The sequence below is a fragment of the Mesorhizobium sp. WSM4807 genome (assembly GCF_055811615.1).
Genome location: NZ_JBVVQY010000022.1, coordinates 12,161 through 28,201 on the forward strand (window position 1 = coordinate 12,161; position 16,041 = coordinate 28,201).

Annotated in this window: 14 protein-coding genes; 6 read left to right on the plus strand and 8 right to left on the minus strand. The window is 60.1% G+C overall.

Going from position 1 to position 16,041, the window contains the following annotated elements:
• The first annotated feature begins 229 nt into the window (after positions 1-229).
• The 3 genes from AC0L3N_RS24375 (at position 230) to AC0L3N_RS24385 (ending at position 2,781) form a co-directional block, all read left to right on the plus strand.
• A complete protein-coding gene (locus AC0L3N_RS24375; protein ID WP_133254732.1) occupies positions 230-952 on the plus strand; it encodes a Crp/Fnr family transcriptional regulator in 723 nt (240 codons plus the stop codon).
• 312 nt (positions 953-1,264) lie between these two features.
• Entirely contained in the window at positions 1,265-1,558 is a 294-nt protein-coding gene (locus AC0L3N_RS24380) for a hypothetical protein (RefSeq protein WP_123147295.1), read from the plus strand.
• A 251-nt stretch (positions 1,559-1,809) separates the two neighbouring features.
• Positions 1,810-2,781: a Vgb family protein gene (locus AC0L3N_RS24385; protein WP_123147296.1), complete on the plus strand. Its 972-nt coding sequence runs from the start codon at positions 1,810-1,812 to the stop codon at positions 2,779-2,781.
• A gap of 94 nt (positions 2,782-2,875) precedes the next feature.
• Here the strand turns inward: AC0L3N_RS24385 and AC0L3N_RS24390 are convergent, their stop codons facing one another.
• Positions 2,876-5,026 carry a GDSL-type esterase/lipase family protein gene (locus AC0L3N_RS24390; protein ID WP_473549922.1) on the minus strand — a complete coding sequence of 717 codons (2,151 nt, stop codon included), beginning with the start codon at positions 5,024-5,026 and terminating at the stop codon, positions 2,876-2,878.
• Positions 5,027-5,069: 43 nt separating this feature from the next.
• A complete protein-coding gene (locus AC0L3N_RS24395) occupies positions 5,070-5,450 on the minus strand; it encodes a hypothetical protein (RefSeq protein ID WP_473549923.1) in 381 nt (126 codons plus the stop codon).
• 482 nt (positions 5,451-5,932) lie between these two features.
• Here AC0L3N_RS24395 and AC0L3N_RS24400 point away from each other — a divergent pair, with 482 nt between their 5' ends.
• On the plus strand, positions 5,933-7,654 hold the full coding sequence (locus AC0L3N_RS24400; RefSeq protein ID WP_473549924.1) for a hypothetical protein: 1,722 nt from the start codon (positions 5,933-5,935) through the stop codon (positions 7,652-7,654).
• Between the two features lie 191 nt (positions 7,655-7,845).
• Positions 7,846-9,189, plus strand: a complete 1,344-nt coding sequence (locus tag AC0L3N_RS24405) for an SGNH/GDSL hydrolase family protein (protein WP_473549926.1) — start codon at positions 7,846-7,848, stop codon at positions 9,187-9,189.
• A gap of 59 nt (positions 9,190-9,248) precedes the next feature.
• Here the strand turns inward: AC0L3N_RS24405 and AC0L3N_RS24410 are convergent, their stop codons facing one another.
• Positions 9,249-10,289 carry an EscU/YscU/HrcU family type III secretion system export apparatus switch protein gene (locus AC0L3N_RS24410; RefSeq protein ID WP_473549927.1) on the minus strand — a complete coding sequence of 347 codons (1,041 nt, stop codon included), beginning with the start codon at positions 10,287-10,289 and terminating at the stop codon, positions 9,249-9,251.
• A 120-nt stretch (positions 10,290-10,409) separates the two neighbouring features.
• Between AC0L3N_RS24410 and AC0L3N_RS24415 the strand changes: the two genes are divergently transcribed.
• Positions 10,410-11,177: a tetratricopeptide repeat protein gene (locus AC0L3N_RS24415; RefSeq protein ID WP_473549928.1), complete on the plus strand. Its 768-nt coding sequence runs from the start codon at positions 10,410-10,412 to the stop codon at positions 11,175-11,177.
• Between the two features lie 94 nt (positions 11,178-11,271).
• On the opposite strand, the gene AC0L3N_RS24420 is transcribed toward AC0L3N_RS24415, so the two are convergent.
• Genes AC0L3N_RS24420 through AC0L3N_RS24440 form a run of 5 tightly spaced genes read right to left on the minus strand, consistent with a single transcriptional unit; the run spans position 11,272 to position 16,022 of the window.
• Entirely contained in the window at positions 11,272-11,718 is a 447-nt protein-coding gene (locus AC0L3N_RS24420; RefSeq protein WP_473549930.1) for a hypothetical protein, read from the minus strand.
• 13 nt (positions 11,719-11,731) lie between these two features.
• Positions 11,732-13,081, minus strand: coding sequence for a type II and III secretion system protein family protein (locus AC0L3N_RS24425; protein WP_473549931.1), 1,350 nt, complete (start codon positions 13,079-13,081; stop codon positions 11,732-11,734).
• Between the two features lie 57 nt (positions 13,082-13,138).
• Positions 13,139-15,298, minus strand: a complete 2,160-nt coding sequence (gene sctV, locus AC0L3N_RS24430; RefSeq protein ID WP_473549932.1) for a type III secretion system export apparatus subunit SctV — start codon at positions 15,296-15,298, stop codon at positions 13,139-13,141.
• Complete coding sequence (locus tag AC0L3N_RS24435; RefSeq protein WP_473549934.1) at positions 15,295-15,606, minus strand: tetratricopeptide repeat protein; 312 nt, start codon at positions 15,604-15,606, stop codon at positions 15,295-15,297. The genes sctV and AC0L3N_RS24435 overlap by 4 nt, the downstream gene beginning before the upstream one ends.
• 17 nt (positions 15,607-15,623) lie before the next feature.
• A complete protein-coding gene (locus AC0L3N_RS24440) occupies positions 15,624-16,022 on the minus strand; it encodes a hypothetical protein (RefSeq protein WP_473549935.1) in 399 nt (132 codons plus the stop codon).
• Between the last annotated feature and the right edge of the window lie 19 nt (positions 16,023-16,041).

The following is a 16,041-nucleotide window of genomic DNA, read 5'->3' on the forward strand; positions in this document are numbered from 1 at the left end:
TATCCCAACGGCTTCCAGTCGGTTAGATTTGATTTAAATGTCTCAGAGACATGCCGCTGTTACCCCGGGCACAGACGAGTCGCTATTTTATCGTATCCTAATGTGTTAATATTTTCTGCCTTGACGCGTTTGCGCGAGAACGGACTGGAGGTCGTTCGTTCAAAGAGGTGGTCAAGGCAACGCTTGAGGGGACCGGGGCGCTTACCCTATCAGGGAGGGAGAGGGAGCCATGGCAGAAAATGGCGCTGAAGTTCGGGTCAAACAGCTGAACAAAATACGCTTATTTCGGCAATTTGGGCAAGATACTCTTAGTGAAATGGCGAAAGCAGCCATCCTAAGGAGGGTTCCAAAGAATAAAGTCTTAACTCACCTTGGGGACATACCGCGTTATATTTACTACATAATTCACGGAAAAGTTCGTCTTAGTGTTCCCCTCTCAGACGGCCGAGAATTCATCTTTTCCGATCTCGGTCCCGGTGACACTTTCGACTTGACTAGATTGTTCATCGCGCGACACAGTAACATGAACGCTGCGTCAGTCGTGGACAGCGACTTGCTCCAAATCGAAGCGGCTTTCATGGCTAGTGTCTTCGACAAGCACCCAGATCTCGCACTGAAGGTGATCCCGTATTTATGCCAAGCAACGCACGACGCCCAAGAGCGAGTGATCCACAGTGCGTCCAATGCCCTATCCATTCGATTGGCGAGCACGCTCTTGCGATTGACTGAGACCCCGCACAGCACGGCTACCGTGAATGGAGCTCTGAGCATCCACATTTCGCAGACCGACCTCGCGGCAATGATCCCGGCGTCTCGAGCGAAAGTGAATCGTTGCCTGAGAGAATGGGAACGGCGGGATCTGACCCAATACGACCACGGCTCGCTGACAATTCTCAATCGCACCGCATTAGAGTCTGTTGCTCTTGGCTACTCGCGTTTGATCGTTCAATGATGCCTTTCCCGTGTGCTCGGGCATCTCCACGCCATGCTCCGGGAAGATAATGAACCGGAAGTGGTGCCGGTCGTGCTCGGATCGCTCGGTAGAGTCTTTACGCCGGCGTCGTAGGTCGCCGCACCGGACATGTGCGCCTTCGTAGGTAACAAGACACCGCTCACTGCCGTGCAGACTGCGTCGACTGCGCCCGAGATTGGACGATGGCACCAGGGCACCGCCTCTTTGCTGTGCTCGGCGCGACTTTGCTGTTGGAGAATCCGGGACTACACTATCATCGGCTCCGCCCAATTACCTCACGTCGGGGGAAGAATGGATCTGCAAGCCTTCAGAGATTCGATCGCGAAATCACAGCCGCCCGCCGGCTTGAGTCCTGCCCTGGAGGCGCTGTGGTGGGATGCGAAGGGCGATTGGGATAAGGCGCACGAGCGCGCACAGGTGCGCGACGATACGGCGGGTATGCGCGTGCATGCCTACCTGCATCGCAAGGAAGGCGATCAGTCGAATGCGGAATATTGGTATCGTCGCTGCGACGCCGCGCCGTCGACCTTGACGCTTGAAGAGGAATGGCAAGAGTTGGCGCGTTCACTTTTGCGGCAAAGCTGACGCTTTCCGCATGCCAGGTCTGGTTTTGGCCGCGATCCGTCGTCGCATCCACGTTTTCCCACGACGCTACCGCCTATCGACGATTCTGGGTTTGCAGGCCTGGGCGAGGGCAGGGGCTACACTAGCTCCTGACTTTGATCAGCAAGCGGCACGGCGAGCTCGGCATCTGCGGCTCGGCCGCCGCAGCGGCGCGAAAAGGATCGTGGACCGCTCGCTGTGCAAATTGAAACTCGCGATGTGAGGAGTTCGCCATGTTTCGTACGATTGCGTCGGCGCTGTTCGCCGCGCTGCTCTGCTCGGTGGCCTCGCGTGCCGCCCCGGAGGAGGTCCGCTATTATCCCGTTCCGGAGGGCGCCGGCCCGCACGATGTCGCTCCGGCGCCGGATGGGTCCGTATGGTACACCGCCCAGGGACAAGGCGCGCTTGGGCGGCTCGATCCTGATACAGGCGCGGTCAAGCACATCACCCTTGGCGACGGCTCGGCGCCGCACGGGGTGATCGTTGGTCCCGACGGCGCCGCCTGGGTGACCGACAGCGGCCTCAACGCCATCGTGCGCGTCCATCCTGAGACGGAAGCGGTGAAGGCCTTTCCGCTCCCCGAAGGGCACGGCTACGCGAACCTCAATACCGGTTCCTTCGACAAGGACGGGAGGCTCTGGTTCACTGGGCAGGAGGGCATTTACGGCAGGCTCGATCCGGCGAGCGGCAAGGTCGACGTTTGGAACGCCCCGCGCGGTCGTGGCCCCTACGGGATTACGACCACGCCGTCCGGTGAGGTCTACTACGCCTCGCTCGCCGGCAACCATATCGCCAGGATCGATCTTTCGACCAGCGAGGCTTCCCCGATCAACCCGCCGACCGCGGATCAGGGCGCCCGCCGCGTCTGGTCGGATTCCAAAGGCCGCATCTGGGTCAGCGAATGGAATGCCGGCCAGGTCAGCGTCTTCGATCCGGCAGCGAATGATTGGCGCAGCTGGAAGCTGCCCGGAGACGAGCCACAGGCCTATGCCGTCTATGTCGATGAGCGCGACAAGGTCTGGCTCACCGATTTCAGCGCGAACGCCATCGTCCGCTTCGACCCGGAAACGCAGACCTTCGCGAGGTTCCCGTCCGACCGCGACAACGCCAACGTGCGCCAGCTCAACGGGCGCTCCGGCGAGGTATGGGGTGCGGAGTCCGGTACCGACCGCCTTGTCGTGATCGAGACCGAAACGGGCAAATAAAGCAAAAGAGGGTCGAGGCAACGACGAACGGCAATTGCGCGAAGAGACCGCACGTCAGCGACTGTCTTTTGACATCGCGTAGCGAGATGCCGCTCTACACGAAGAGAAAATCGCTGTTCGAGATACTTGCAACGAGGACACCGTTTAGTGAAAGCATGTCACTGGCGGAGAAGACGACCAGCGTGTCGCTCCCGACCTGCCGGAGCTCGCTGTAGTTTTGGTATCCTGAAATCTCCAGGAGATCGTCGCCGGAAAGGTCGAAGTCGGTGACGGTGTCGTGGCCATGGCCGGCGGCGAAGACGAAGCTGTCGTTTCCCGTTCCACCGGTGAGGATATCGGTGCCAAGACCACCGACGAGCCGGTCCGACCCGCCTCGGCCGTCCAGCCGATCTGCGCCGCCGAGGCCTTCGAGCGTGTTCGCTGCGCCGTTGCCCACCATGGTGTTGGCGAGCCCGTTGCCTTTTCCCGCCAGATTGGCAGCCGACCTCAGGAAGAGGTTTTCGACGTTGTCGGCCAGGGTCCAGTTTAGATAGGCGTGCGTCTCGTCGAAGCCGCCATTGGTCTCTTCGATGGTTTTGTCACCGGCGTTGTCGACATAGTAGACGTCATCACCCGCGCCGCCGACATGCGTGTCGGCGCCCGCTTTTCCGTTCAAGATGTCGCTGCCGTCCATTCCATAAATGACGTCCGCACCGGAGCCGCCGGTAAGCGTATTGTTGCCGTCGTCCCCCACGATTGACCCCGGCGGCGGCTCATCGAGTGGATCGATCCAGACGAAATCCGAACTGCTCAAGGAGGCGCTGGTTACGCCTTTCAGGAGAACAGTGTCACTGTCGGAGAAGACGACCAGCGTGTCGCTCCCGACCTGCCGGAGCTCGCTGTAGTTTTGGTATCCTGAAATCTCCAGGAGATCGTCGCCGGAAAGGTCGAAGTCGGTGACGGTGTCGTGGCCATGGCCGGCGGCGAAGACGAAGCTGTCGTTTCCCGTTCCACCGGTGAGGATATCGGTGCCAAGACCACCGACGAGCCGGTCCGACCCGCCTCGGCCGTCCAGCCGATCTGCGCCGCCGAGGCCTTCGAGCGTGTTCGCTGCGCCGTTGCCCACCATGGTGTTGGCGAGCCCGTTGCCTTTTCCCGCCAGATTGGCAGCCGACCTCAGGAAGAGGTTTTCGACGTTGTCGGCCAGGGTCCAGTTTGTATAGGCATGCGTCTCGTCAATGCCGCCATTGATCGCCTCGATGGTTTTGTCACCGGCGTTATCGACGTAGTAGACGTCGTTACCCGTGCCGCCGACAAGCGTGTCGGCGCCGATCCCGCCGATGAGCTGGTCGGAGCCGCCGCGGCCCTCCAGCAAATCATCGCCTGCCAGCCCATCCAGCACGTTGGCTCCCTCGCTTCCGCCGACTTGGTCGGCAAAGGAAGACCCTGTAAGATTTTCAATGCTGGTGAAGGTATCGCGGTCGCTTCCGATGCCGGTCCCGTCCAGACCGAAGTGTTGTTCCAGGGCATCTATCCAGTGCGCGGCGATTTTCGCATAGCCATCGGCAGTCGGATGCAGTCCGCTGTCAAGCGGCGGTGCTGTGATGTCATCTGGCGTCAGATCACGCATGTCGACAAAGATGACCTTATGCCCTTGGGCGGCCAGTTCAGAGATCAGGCCGGGCATTGCATCGTTGTAGGCATCGACACGGTCTGCACGCGCTTGTGACTGTTGGCCGACGCGAACGGGAGGCAAGGATCCGACGAAGACGGTCAAGGCGGGATCGCTGGAGGTCAGGCTGAGCAAAAGCGTGCGCAGATCCTGCAACATCGTTGGCACGCTATCGGTCGAGCTGTCATTTGTTCCGGCGATCAGCAGCACGGCGTCGGGTTTCGTAGCTGCCACAACATCGTTGTCGATGTCGTTCAGTTGATTGAGCGTCCAGTTGCGATGGCCTTCGTGATCCCGATCGCCCATGGTGGCGGGGCCGTTGGACGAGGAACCGACGAAGTCGATCTTCACATTGAGTGCGCCCAACTGTTCCAGCATAAACTTCCGATATCCGCCGCTTTCGGTATCGGAAGAGCTCGCGATCACTCCATATGTAATGGAATCGCCCAGCGGCAGTATCGACAGCAACTTGTAAGCATGACCGGAAGCCAAATCGGCGATGACTCCACTGGACGAAGCGCCGTAAGTGACTGCGTCCGAACCGGCACCGCCGGCGAAAGCGTCTGGACGGCTGCTATCATAGAACACCGTCATAGTATTTTCTCCACCTGGCAAGGCTTCTCGCGGGCATCACCGCCTAGGCCGCGCAGCAGAAAGGCTCGAGATCGTCATAGCTGATCGGCCGGTCGAGACCGATGCCGCAGAGGCCTTTCAGCCTGAAGTCGTTAGTATGGAATGGCGGCGCCTGCCCGAACCCGCAGTTGGTTCCGCCGACCAGGCCGATCGTGTAATTCCACGGTCTGCCGGAGTAGGTGTCCTCGTCTCGGATATTGCTGTTTGCGCCGCGTTCGAGCTGCCAATCATGCGTGTGGTGGCGCCCCCATTCGATGACGGGAACGCGAGCTTTCCTCCGTCCGACGAGCTGCTGCAGGAAAAACGCTGAATCGAAGCCAGCGCCGATCACGACGATATCATAATGCTCGTCGGCGACCTGTTTGCCTCGGATATCGAGTACCATTGTTTATGGCCTCTGCAGCCACTGATACCTGCACCTGACGCCGATTCGATCGGTTTCCTGCAGGTCAGCGAGACAAATTCAAATGTTGCATCGCACTCTTGGGCACTGCAACATAATATTTGCCACTACTTTGGGTAGTTGTGCAACATTTTTTTGAGCCTGCAATACCCTGGCGCGACACCGGGCACGGATGCGGGCTGGACGATCCCTGTTGCTGTTATTGGACCCAAATTAGGAGAGATCGGCAAATTAACGCGGGCATTTATCGATAATTGGTGGAATTGCGCGCGCGCATTGAGCCAGGGCATCTTGAACTTTCGTCGTTGCCTGTGCGTTTAGGTTGTAGTACGCATCCTGTTGCAGTGCAGCAATATCCCGACCGCAATGTGCGGCCGCGTGAGGGCTCATCCCGTCACCGGAAAGGTGAGCACCGAAATCCGAATAGGTGAGGCGAAAATTCCGGAAGACGGGAGAAGCATGGTATGAGCATCGGAGCGGGCAGCGCCCGGCGTTGGCCGTCAGTCGGCATCGAGCGTTCACCCGTTGAGCGTTATGTCCTTGCAGCCTTTCTTTTTTTCCCGTTCCTGTGCGGGGTCGTTCCGATCCTGTTGTACGAGAAGGCAGCATCCCGCGTGGCGTGGCACGATCCTGCCCTCGCCACGGTAAGCGCCATCGGATTGGCTCTACTTTGCTGCCTTTTTGCATTCGTGCGCTATCCCGCCGAGGCGCGGGCTGCGCGAATTATCGTCGTCGGCCTGGCGATAACGCTGGGCCTCTTCAGCTTCGGGCTTGGAGACGAACTCGGCATCGCCGACGCAGCTCGCGCCGACGCGTTGGGCAATGTACTCATCTATTCTCGCCTGATCGCGCTAGCGGCGGCCTGTTTTTCGATCCTGCGGCCATCCTTCGCCATTTTCCCGATGATCTATTTCGCCTTCCACAAGGATGTCACACGGGCAGTTTCCGGTGCTGAGGAACTGGGCCGCAACGACTATGCGCCGTTGATTGAGACCGGTCTCTTCCTGGCCTGTGGCCTGTTGGCCCTTAGCCTGCTGCAGAGTTTGAGCCGGCTGAAGCTCTTCACCAGGAACCTGCCCAGCCTCAACGAACTCGGAACCAGGGATTTCGCGGCCCAAGCTGCCGGCATACTGCTGCTTGCCGGGATCGGCGCCCATTTTGGCAACTACTTCATGTCCGGGATGGCGAAGGTCACGCTTGACGGAGGGCCGATGAGCTGGATCCTGGAGAACCCGACCAGTTCCATCATGCTGGCTGGGTACGGGTTAGGCGCGGCCCCGTTGGGCTTTTCCGAATCCCTGCTCGCTCTTGCTTATGAAGCAGTCAGGGCGGTCCAGATTCCAATGAATGTAGTTATCCTTGCTGCGCAGCTTCTATGCTTTCTCGCGTTTTTGCGCCGGCGATGGCTCATCGGCCTGACCGCGTTCTTCGATCTCATGCATATCGGGATATTCCTTCTGAGCGGCGCTCTTTTTCTGCACTGGATCATCTTGAACGGTCTGATCGTTGCGGCTCTGACGAGAATGAAGGAAAAATCGTTTTCTACAAGTGCCGTCGTAACCGGGATTGTTGTCACCATATTCGGTCACGCGGTCTTTTATAACGCGCGGCTCGGCTGGTACGATTCAAGGCAAATCCGGCAAGCACATTTCGAGGCGCTGACGAAAGAAGGTGACTGGGTGCGGGTCGCACCGAGCTTTTTCCGCGACGCCTCCTATCTGCTCTATGGCCGTCACTTCGGCTATCAGGAATATCGTCATGAATCCGGCCACGTTCCGACCTCAGCTTGGGGCCAGATCGGGATAAGGCAGGTGAAGCCAAAGTCTTCGGAAGTTGCCTCGTCCAACTATGAGGTCATGAAGCTTACCAAAGAGTGCGCCTATCCAGTCGAACTGCCAATCACGCCGCCTGACTACGATGCGACCCGCCCGGCGCCGTTTATTCTTGGCCAGCACAATCGCGCCGCGGACTTGGCGAACTCGGCTATTCCGGTTGATTACAACCTCTATCCCCACCATCATTATTCCATGCCGTTCCTGTACCGCGCTTTTGAGGCGTTGGAGCCTCGCGACATCGTGGCGTATCGATACCTGGTCGATACCGTCTGCCTCGATGTCGCAGACGGCAAGGTTGTGCGGCGGCTCATGGCCCAGACATTGGGGCCCAGAATCGATGTCCGCCAGTGAATCCAGCGAGGGCGCAGCGGACGTTTCAGCACGCGAGTTTTGACCATAAGGCAGCACAGTTTCCACGCTCGCAATCCTTGCCCCTGACGCTGGTCCAAAATTGCCACGGAAGTTGAATTTCATTCCCTAGGCAGCCCGTCATAATAAGGCCGGCGGCGGCATTACCAGCATGTCTCGAGGAGGAGATAAAAATGCGGCTCAACAGGCCTTTTGCTTTTACGGATAAGGTTTCATCAGTGCTTTCTGCCGCAGCAGAGAGGAAACGGCGTCGACGTCAGACTATCCTGATATGTGCAGCTGTGGCGGCCGGTTCCGCCATCGCAGGTTTTTCGGCACAAGGCGCGGAAACGGGAGACTGGATCACCACTTGGGCTGCCACGCCTGCTCCGCGCTGGTCGGATGATCTTCCTGCGCCTTTCGGAGTGCCGGAGGTGCTGGAGAATCAGACCGTCCGCCAGGTCGCCCGCATCAGCGTTGGCGGCAATAGCGTCCGGGTCGTGCTGTCGAATGCCTTTGGCGACAAGCCGCTGACCATCGGCGCCGGCAGCGTAGCAATAGCAGGCAAGGACGGCGACGTCGATCAGGCGACGCTGAAGCCCATCACCTGGGGCGGCAAGAGTTCTGTGGTCATTCCGCCGGGAGCCCCGATCCTCAGCGACCCCGTCGCCCTCCCGGCAGAAGCGCTTTCCGAAATCTCGGTCAGCATCTTCCTGCCGAAGAAGACGGCGCTCTCGTCGGTGCATTGGGATGGTGTGCAGACCGCCTACATCTCCGGCCCGGGCAATTTCACAAACGACGCGGCGTTCAAGGCTGACAGCACGCTCAAATCGCGCCTTTTTCTGAGCGATATATGGGTCGACGCCACACCGGAATCCCAGGCGATCGTGTTTTTCGGGGATTCCATCACGGATGGAAATTGCTCGACCCCCGACGCCAATAACCGCTGGCCAGACCATATCGCCAAGCGATTGCAGGAGGCCAACCGCAAGGTCGCGGTGGTTAACGAAGCCTTTTCGGGCAATCGGGTGTTGACCGACGGTATGGGTGTCAATGCTCTGGCACGTTTCGATTCTGACATCCTGAGCCATCCCAAAGTCTCGACCGTCGTCGTAATGATGGGCATCAACGATATCGGCTGGCCCGGCGAAAATGCAATCACGCCGGACGACAAGGAACCGACCGCCGAAGAGATTATCACCGGATACAAACAGCTCATCGACCGCGCGCATGCCCATGGCGTACGCATTGTCGGCGCGACGTTGACTCCTTTCGCCGACACCTTCAAAGGGCTTCCTACCGAGGGTTACTACACACCCGAGAAGGAAAAGATACGCGTCGCTGTGAACGAATGGATCCGCACCGGCGGTGGCTTCGATGGCGTGATCGACTTCGACAAGGTGATGGAAGACCCGGCCAAGCCTGGATACCTGCGCGACGACTACGACTGCGGCGATAACCTCCATCCCAACGACGCTGGATACAAGGCGATGGCGGACGCGGTCGATCTCGACGTCCTTTTGGGACCAGCCAAATAGACCGCTGCTGACCTTGCCGCCCTGCTCAGGCATTGCGGCAAGGTCGGTTCGCGCATGGCTCAAGTGAGCCCGAGCCGGACAAGATGGCGTACGACCGGTGAGAACATCTCCTGACCGATGTAAGCTCCGGTGTTCGTATTTTCGAAGAGTGGGCCGGCGACTGCCGCATCCTCGATCACGGGAATACCTGCCTGGCGTGCTTGAGCCGTCATCTCGTCAGCCGCTCGGCCCTGGCCCTTGCCGACGACCGTCGGCACCGGCGTTTCACCCTTGACGTAACGCAATGCCACTGCGCGGTCACCAGCCACGAAGACGATGACCGCGTTTTTCACGCCCAGCTTCGCAGGTTGCATCACGGCCTCACGCCGCTGTCGCTGCTGTTCATGCCGAATCAACGGATCGCCTTCGAGGTCCTTGTGTTCGCGCTTGTATTCAGTTGTCGTCATGCGCATGTCGCGCAGGAACAGCCAGCGCTGAATAGGAACATCGATCACGCCGATGACGACAAAGGCCAGGGCGGCGGCAATCCCAAGCGGTGTCAGCACCGCCTTGATGATCGGCTCCAGGCATGACGGAGCGCATCCCGGAGCATCGAAGAGCGGCTGCAGCCATGCGATCAAAAGGAATGCGAAGAGGCCGGCCAGCAACACCACCTTGGCCAGGCCTTTGGTGAACTCGATGACGTTGCGCAACGACAAGATCTTCTGAAGACCCTTCGCCGGGTTTATGTGATCGAATTGCGGCTTGAGCGGCTCAAACGAGAAGACCGGCCCGAACGTTCCCAGCATGCCGAAGGCCACGGCGAGAACGACAACGATTCCGACGAGCGGTAATGTGGCAAGCATCAGCAATGACAACGAATGGCGGATGGCCAGCAGGCTGACTTCAACGAACGAATCGCCCGGGGCGGTCACGGTCTGCACGAGTTCCGAAAGGTGCTCGACGAGCATCGGCCAGGCAAAATAAAGATAGCCAAGCGCTGCGAAAAGCGTGAAGCCGGAGCCCAGGTCGCGGCTTTGCGAAACCTGGCCTTTCCGGCGAGCGTCGCGAAGCTTCTTGTCGGACGCCGGTAGTTTCTTTTCCTCAGCTTCTTCGGCCATGTTGCAATCTTATCGCACTGTTGTGGTTCCAGTCGGCCAAGGCCGTGTGTAAGGTGCGGCGGGCTTGAATACGGAGAGGTGGATATGCGGCTGCACGTCGTGTTCTTGCCCGTCGTCGCCATGCTGGCGGCGGCCGGTTGTCAGACGACCAAAACCGACGCCGAGCAGGCAAAGGCGCAAGGCCCGTCGTCGCAATCGGAGCGTCTGATCAAGCTTGCGGACGATATACATGCGCAGGGAGACAGTGGCACCGCAATCGCGCTCTACCAGCGCGCGGCAGCGATGCCGGATGCCAAGCCGAGCGCCTTCGTCAAGGCGGGCGAGGCCTATATGCGAGCCGGCTATCCCGCCGAGGCGGCCAGAGCCTATCAGGCCGCGCTCGCAAAAGCGCCCAATGACGGAGGGGCAATGCTCGGGCTTGGCTCGGCGATGATGGAAACGGGCGATATCGATGCCGGCATGCGCGCGCTCGCGCAGGCCGCGCCGCTGGTCAATACAAGCAGCGCCTATAATCGGTTGGGCGTGGCGCAGACATTCGCCGGTCAGACGGGGGAGGCGCAGACCACTTTTGCTCAGGCGTTGAAACTTGCGCCGGGGGATCTCGACGTCGAGAGCAACATGGCGTTGGCCGCGGCGCTCGAAGGCAATTCCACCACAGCACTCCCGCTGGTCCAGAAGATCTCCGCCGCACCCAATGCGCAGTTGCATCACAAGCGCAACGTCGTGGTGGTCTACGGACTTCTTGGCCAGGCCGATCAGGTCAGGGCCTCGCCGCCGATCGGCCTGACGACCAAGGAGGTGAATACCTTGCTTGCGCGTGCCAGAACCATCCGGTCGAAGGGCAGCACACAGGCCAGGGCGAAAGCGCTCGGCTCTATCCTCGGCTAGCGCAGCGAACCGGAACGCGCGAAGCCGATTTGGGTCGAGCCCGACGCCAAAACAACCGGATAAAGTAGTGCACCGCGGGCAAGGCCGCATCGGCTCACTCGACCGGGAGCGTTGTTTGCGGCGTCAGCGGCCCGCTATTGGCTCCACCCATGGGAGCCTCTTCGCCATTGAGGTAGCGCCGGGCGGCATTTGCAGTCGGTGCGGCCGCCGCCGCCCCCATGCGCCGGCCCTCGACGAGGTCACGCTGGCTTTCGGCCATGCGTTGAAGGTTGTAGGCGTTGGCGCAACCGGACGGCAGGTGGGAGCCGACGCCGGAGACGATCGTCAGATCGGTCGCAGCGGCAGAACGGTCGTCATCGGCCGGTTCGCTCAGACATGCATTGGGAGCAAGGACGGAGCCGCTGACGCCCTTCTCTGAGCCGCCGGTGTCGGTTGAAACATAGCTGTAGCCGGGAGAATAGTCCTGCGGCTGTTGCGGGTTCGCGCAGCCGGCCAGAAGCAGCACTGGAAGAACACAGCACAAAGCGATGCGAAATGTCATGTTCCGTTCCCCACTACTTGATGATCAGGCCCGTCGCCGATGCGTCATTGGCGCGCTTCCTGTGCCGCTTGGCTGCCGGACGATCGAGCGGCGTGGCGAGACTGTCGCGCACCGGCTCGACCAGATAAGGCGTGATCAGGATCACCAGTTCCGTCTCTTCGCGCTGGAAACGCTGTGACTGGAAAAGCGGGCCAAGGACCGGCACATCGCCGAGAACCGGAAACTTTTCCAGATTACGCGAGGTCCGCTGCTGGAAAAGACCGGCGATCGCAAAGGTCTGGCCGCTCGCCACTTCGACCGTGGTGTCGGCCCTGCGCACGACGAAACTCGGCATGGCGAAGCCATTGGCGCTTACTGAGCCTGCTTCCGACAAGGAACTGACTTCCGGCTGGACATGGAGCGCAATACGATTGCGGCCGATCAGCGTAGGGGTGAACCCAAGGGAAACGCCGAAGGGCTTGTATTGAACGGTCACGACGTCAGTTCCTTGCGGAATCGGAACCGGAATTTCGCCGCCGGCAAGAAAGCTTGCGGTCTGACCGGTCATCGCCGTCAGGTTCGGTTCGGCCAGTATCTTGACGATGCCGTTGCGTTGCAGCGCTTCGATGAGAATGTCGAAGTTGATGCCATGCGTCTGGTCCATGTTCAAACCGAAATTACCGGTGTCGGAGGGCACACCATTGTCCTGGAACATGTTGAATTCGAAACCGCCGCTCCTGTACCCGACAGACCAATCGACGCCGTACGACTGCAGTTCAGTGCGTGAGACTTCGGCGAAGCGGACCCGGATGTTGACCTGCTGCGACCCCTGCACGGTCATGTCGTTCAGCGGCGGCTGATCCGGCGGCGAGAACGTACGGGCGATGTTGTCGACATCCGTTGCCTCTTCGACGCCTCGTGCCTCGCCGGTCGCAACAATGCGGGTTCCGAAAATGGAGAGATTTGTCGCCGAGTTCGGCTGCATTGCGTCTTTCGCTTCGTTGGCAGGCGTGACATCGGGGGTGACGCGGAACTGGGCCGTTGCCTCGACCCGCTCATCGGCTGTGATTGCAATGAGGTTGGTCAGGCCGGGCTTTAGGCCGAAGACATAGACCATTCCCGGCGACACCACCTGAAGGTCCGCGATCGTGGTGTCCGCGATCAGGACGGATTCGACGGGTTCATTGAAGCGCAGCAGGCGTCCTTGCCCGACCGGCAGGTCGACCGTTGGCTTGCTCGGCAATGGCGACATGTCCTGTGCCATCGTGTCGGTAAGTGTGAACAAAAACGCCAGCAAGACGCCAACCGTCGCGATAGCGAGCCAGCGCATCCGCCCGGCGAAACTGGCGGATCGAACGCCTGCTGCGGTATCGTGGATTGTCATGCCGTTCCCCTCTTGAGCATGTAGTTCCCCCAACTGTCCCTATCCGTCCGGCCGGCGTCATGAGGCTGCCTCTTGTCCGGCTTTCGCCGCAGCCGATGGCAGCGACTGCGAGGCATTGCGCGCTATGCCCGAGCCCCCGGCTATCGTGGCCAATGGCTGGACGTTGAATTCCTGTGCGAGTTCCTGGAAGGACAGAACCGGGAGTTCAATGGCATTGTGCGTGAGCAGGCTTCGCATGTGACGGCGTACATCCATCGCCGCAAGGACGATCGGTGAGACATCGGTGGCGTGCTGCGACAAGGCGCGTTCGATTTCGGTGACCAAAGCCTGCGCAGCGTCATCCGAAAGGTTCAGGAACGTGCCGGTCGATGTGCTTTGCACCGCGTTTCGCAGGATATCCTCGGCCGAGCGCTGCAGAACATAGGCTGCTATGATGTTGCTGCGGCCAGCGAAGCGGAAGCTGATCTGGCGTTTCAAGGACGTGCGGATGCATTCCGTAAGCAGGACGACGTCCTGTTCGCGTTGACCCCATTCGATCAGCGCTTCGAGGATCAGGCGCAGGTTGCGGATCGGCACGTTTTCGCCGACGAGTCGCCGAAGCACCTCAGCGATTTTCTGCAGCGGCACGATCTCCTGCGCCTGTCTGACCAGATCCGCATAGTCCGGCTCCATGTCCGACAGGAGCCTGCGGGTCTCCTGGATCCCGACGAAATGGCCGGCATAGAGCCGAAGTGCATTTCCGGTCCATTTGGCCGCTGTATGCGCCGGTGTGGAGAAGACGAAGCCGGCTTCCTTCAATGCCGAAATATGGCGATCATCGACCCACATGAATTTGCGCTGACCGGCAATCGAAGAACCCTTTTCGTAAGTCACATCGAGCAGATCGAGATGCGTTGGGTCGGCTTCGACAAGAACACGGTCGGCGGGGATTTCAGCATCCAGGATCGGTGCCCCCTCCAGATCGATGCGCATGCTCCTCGCTGAAAGCTTCTCGTCGACCTGCAGGCCGATAGCGGGAACGTCGACACCGAGATCACCGAAGAGTTCGCGGCGCACGCCGTCGGCGAGCGCGGCGAATTCGGGTTCCGGGATTGAGCGTCCGAGTTCGGTTCCGAAGCGTACGACGATGCGGTACGAAGAAGGCAGTGTTCCGATGGGGTTTGCTGAAAGCGCCGGACTTCCCGGTTGTTCGGCCATGCCTGCCTGGCCGATGTCTTTGATCTCGGACTCCCGGGCGGTGCGGCGATTGATTGCATAGGCGCCCGCGCCGAAGCAGAAGCCAAGGATCAGGAATACAATGGACGGAAACCCCGGCACTATGGCAAGGCCGACCATGATAACTGCCGCGAGCGCGAGCGCGCGGGAGTCCCGCAGCAGCTGGCTGGTTATTTGCCTGCCTAGATCGCTCGTGCCGTCGGCGCTGCCGACGCGCGTCACCATCGTGCCGGCGGCCACAGCGACGAGCAGCGCCGGTATCTGCGCGACCAGCCCGTCACCCACGGTGAGCAGCGAGTAGGTCGCGGCGGCGTCTCCCAGCGACATATCGTGCTGCAGCGTTCCGATCGCGAAACCACCAATCAGATTGACCAGAATGATGATAATGCCGGCTATGACGTCGCCTTTGACGAATTTCATGGCGCCGTCCATCGCGCCGAACAGCTGGCTCTCGCGCTCAAGCTGCTGGCGCAGACGGCGTGCCTCCGCCTGGTCGATGTCTCCGTTGCGCAACTCCGCATCGATGCTCATCTGCTTGCCCGGAAGCGCATCAAGGGTGAAGCGCGCGGCAACCTCGGCAACGCGTTCCGCACCCCGCGCAACCACGATGAACTGCGCGACGGTGATGATCAGGAAGACGACGAGGCCCACCGCAATACTGCCGCCGACGACGAAAGTACCGAAGGCGGAAACGATCTCGCCTGCGTCGGCCTGAAGCAGGATCAGTCGCGTGGTCGTGATCGTGATCGCCAGCCGAAACAGGGTAGCGATGAGGATGACCGATGGCAGCGACGAGAACTGGAGCGGATGAGAAACGTAAAACGAAGCCAGCAGGATAAGCACGCTGACGGCGATATTGGCAGTGATGAGAATGTCGACGAGGAAGGTCGGCAAGGGGATGAGCATCATCACCACTGCGACGAGCATCAGGACGGCAATGACCAGATCGCTGCGGCGGGACAGCTTGGCAAGGAAGTGCAGAAGTCGCTCCGACACCGTCATTCGGTGGCTCGATGCGATAGGAAGCTTCGCAAGGCATTGTGCGCCTCGGCCCTGCGGCCGGCCACAAGCAACGCGCGGCTCTTCAGCAGCGCTAGCGTCGGGTGGTCCATTCCCTCCAGCGTCTCCAGCCTGGCAATTGTGGCAAGCGCTTTGTCCGCTTCGCCATCGAGTATGAGCAGATGCGCCAGTGTCCGCAGGACGCCGGCATTTCCCGGCGACAGCTGTGCGGCGATAAGCAGGTATGCCGCGCCCCGCTTTGCCTGCCCGTGACAGCCGTAGAGATAGCCCAGGACATGCAGCAGATGCACTGTGTCACGCGGATCGGTCAGGTTTCGATTCCTTCCTGTATCCGGGCAAGCAGATCGCGATGACGCTCGATTTCATCCTCTATCAGCGTTCTGGCAAGTGTCTTGAGTTGCTCGCCACCCTCAAGACCGGGAACCAGATGCGTTACAAAATGCTGGAGAATAGATACGGAGCGACGCAGGATGGCTGGCTCGGGAATACCCGGCATGACGAAATTGATGAGTGCCTCATCGAGCGATTCGCTATTTGTGCCTCGAGAGGGCTGGAATTCGGCGTTTTGTGGCTTTTCCGTACCAGCGGCCGATGTCGTCCCCTGAGCACGGCTTGCGGCTTTGTCGACGCCATTCATCCGCCGCCGGTTGATCGCCTGACCGCGCACACCTTCCGCCTGCCGCACCTCGCGGCCGGCCGTGTCCATTCTTGCCGTATCGAATCGC

Coding starts and splice junctions, on each gene's coding strand:
- AC0L3N_RS24390 (WP_473549922.1), bottom strand. CDS start 5,026: ATGACGGTGTTCTATGATAGCAGCCGTCCAGACGCTTTCGCCGGCGGT.
- sctV (WP_473549932.1), bottom strand. CDS start 15,298: ATGACGGTGTCGGAGCGACTTCTGCACTTCCTTGCCAAGCTGTCCCGC.
- AC0L3N_RS24425 (WP_473549931.1), bottom strand. CDS start 13,081: ATGACAATCCACGATACCGCAGCAGGCGTTCGATCCGCCAGTTTCGCC.
- AC0L3N_RS24405 (WP_473549926.1), top strand. CDS start 7,846: ATGCGGCTCAACAGGCCTTTTGCTTTTACGGATAAGGTTTCATCAGTG.
- AC0L3N_RS24410 (WP_473549927.1), bottom strand. CDS start 10,289: ATGGCCGAAGAAGCTGAGGAAAAGAAACTACCGGCGTCCGACAAGAAG.
- AC0L3N_RS24420 (WP_473549930.1), bottom strand. CDS start 11,718: ATGACATTTCGCATCGCTTTGTGCTGTGTTCTTCCAGTGCTGCTTCTG.
- AC0L3N_RS24440 (WP_473549935.1), bottom strand. CDS start 16,022: ATGGACACGGCCGGCCGCGAGGTGCGGCAGGCGGAAGGTGTGCGCGGT.
- AC0L3N_RS24380 (WP_123147295.1), top strand. CDS start 1,265: ATGGATCTGCAAGCCTTCAGAGATTCGATCGCGAAATCACAGCCGCCC.
- AC0L3N_RS24375 (WP_133254732.1), top strand. CDS start 230: ATGGCAGAAAATGGCGCTGAAGTTCGGGTCAAACAGCTGAACAAAATA.
- AC0L3N_RS24400 (WP_473549924.1), top strand. CDS start 5,933: ATGAGCATCGGAGCGGGCAGCGCCCGGCGTTGGCCGTCAGTCGGCATC.
- AC0L3N_RS24415 (WP_473549928.1), top strand. CDS start 10,410: ATGCTGGCGGCGGCCGGTTGTCAGACGACCAAAACCGACGCCGAGCAG.
- AC0L3N_RS24395 (WP_473549923.1), bottom strand. CDS start 5,450: ATGGTACTCGATATCCGAGGCAAACAGGTCGCCGACGAGCATTATGAT.
- AC0L3N_RS24385 (WP_123147296.1), top strand. CDS start 1,810: ATGTTTCGTACGATTGCGTCGGCGCTGTTCGCCGCGCTGCTCTGCTCG.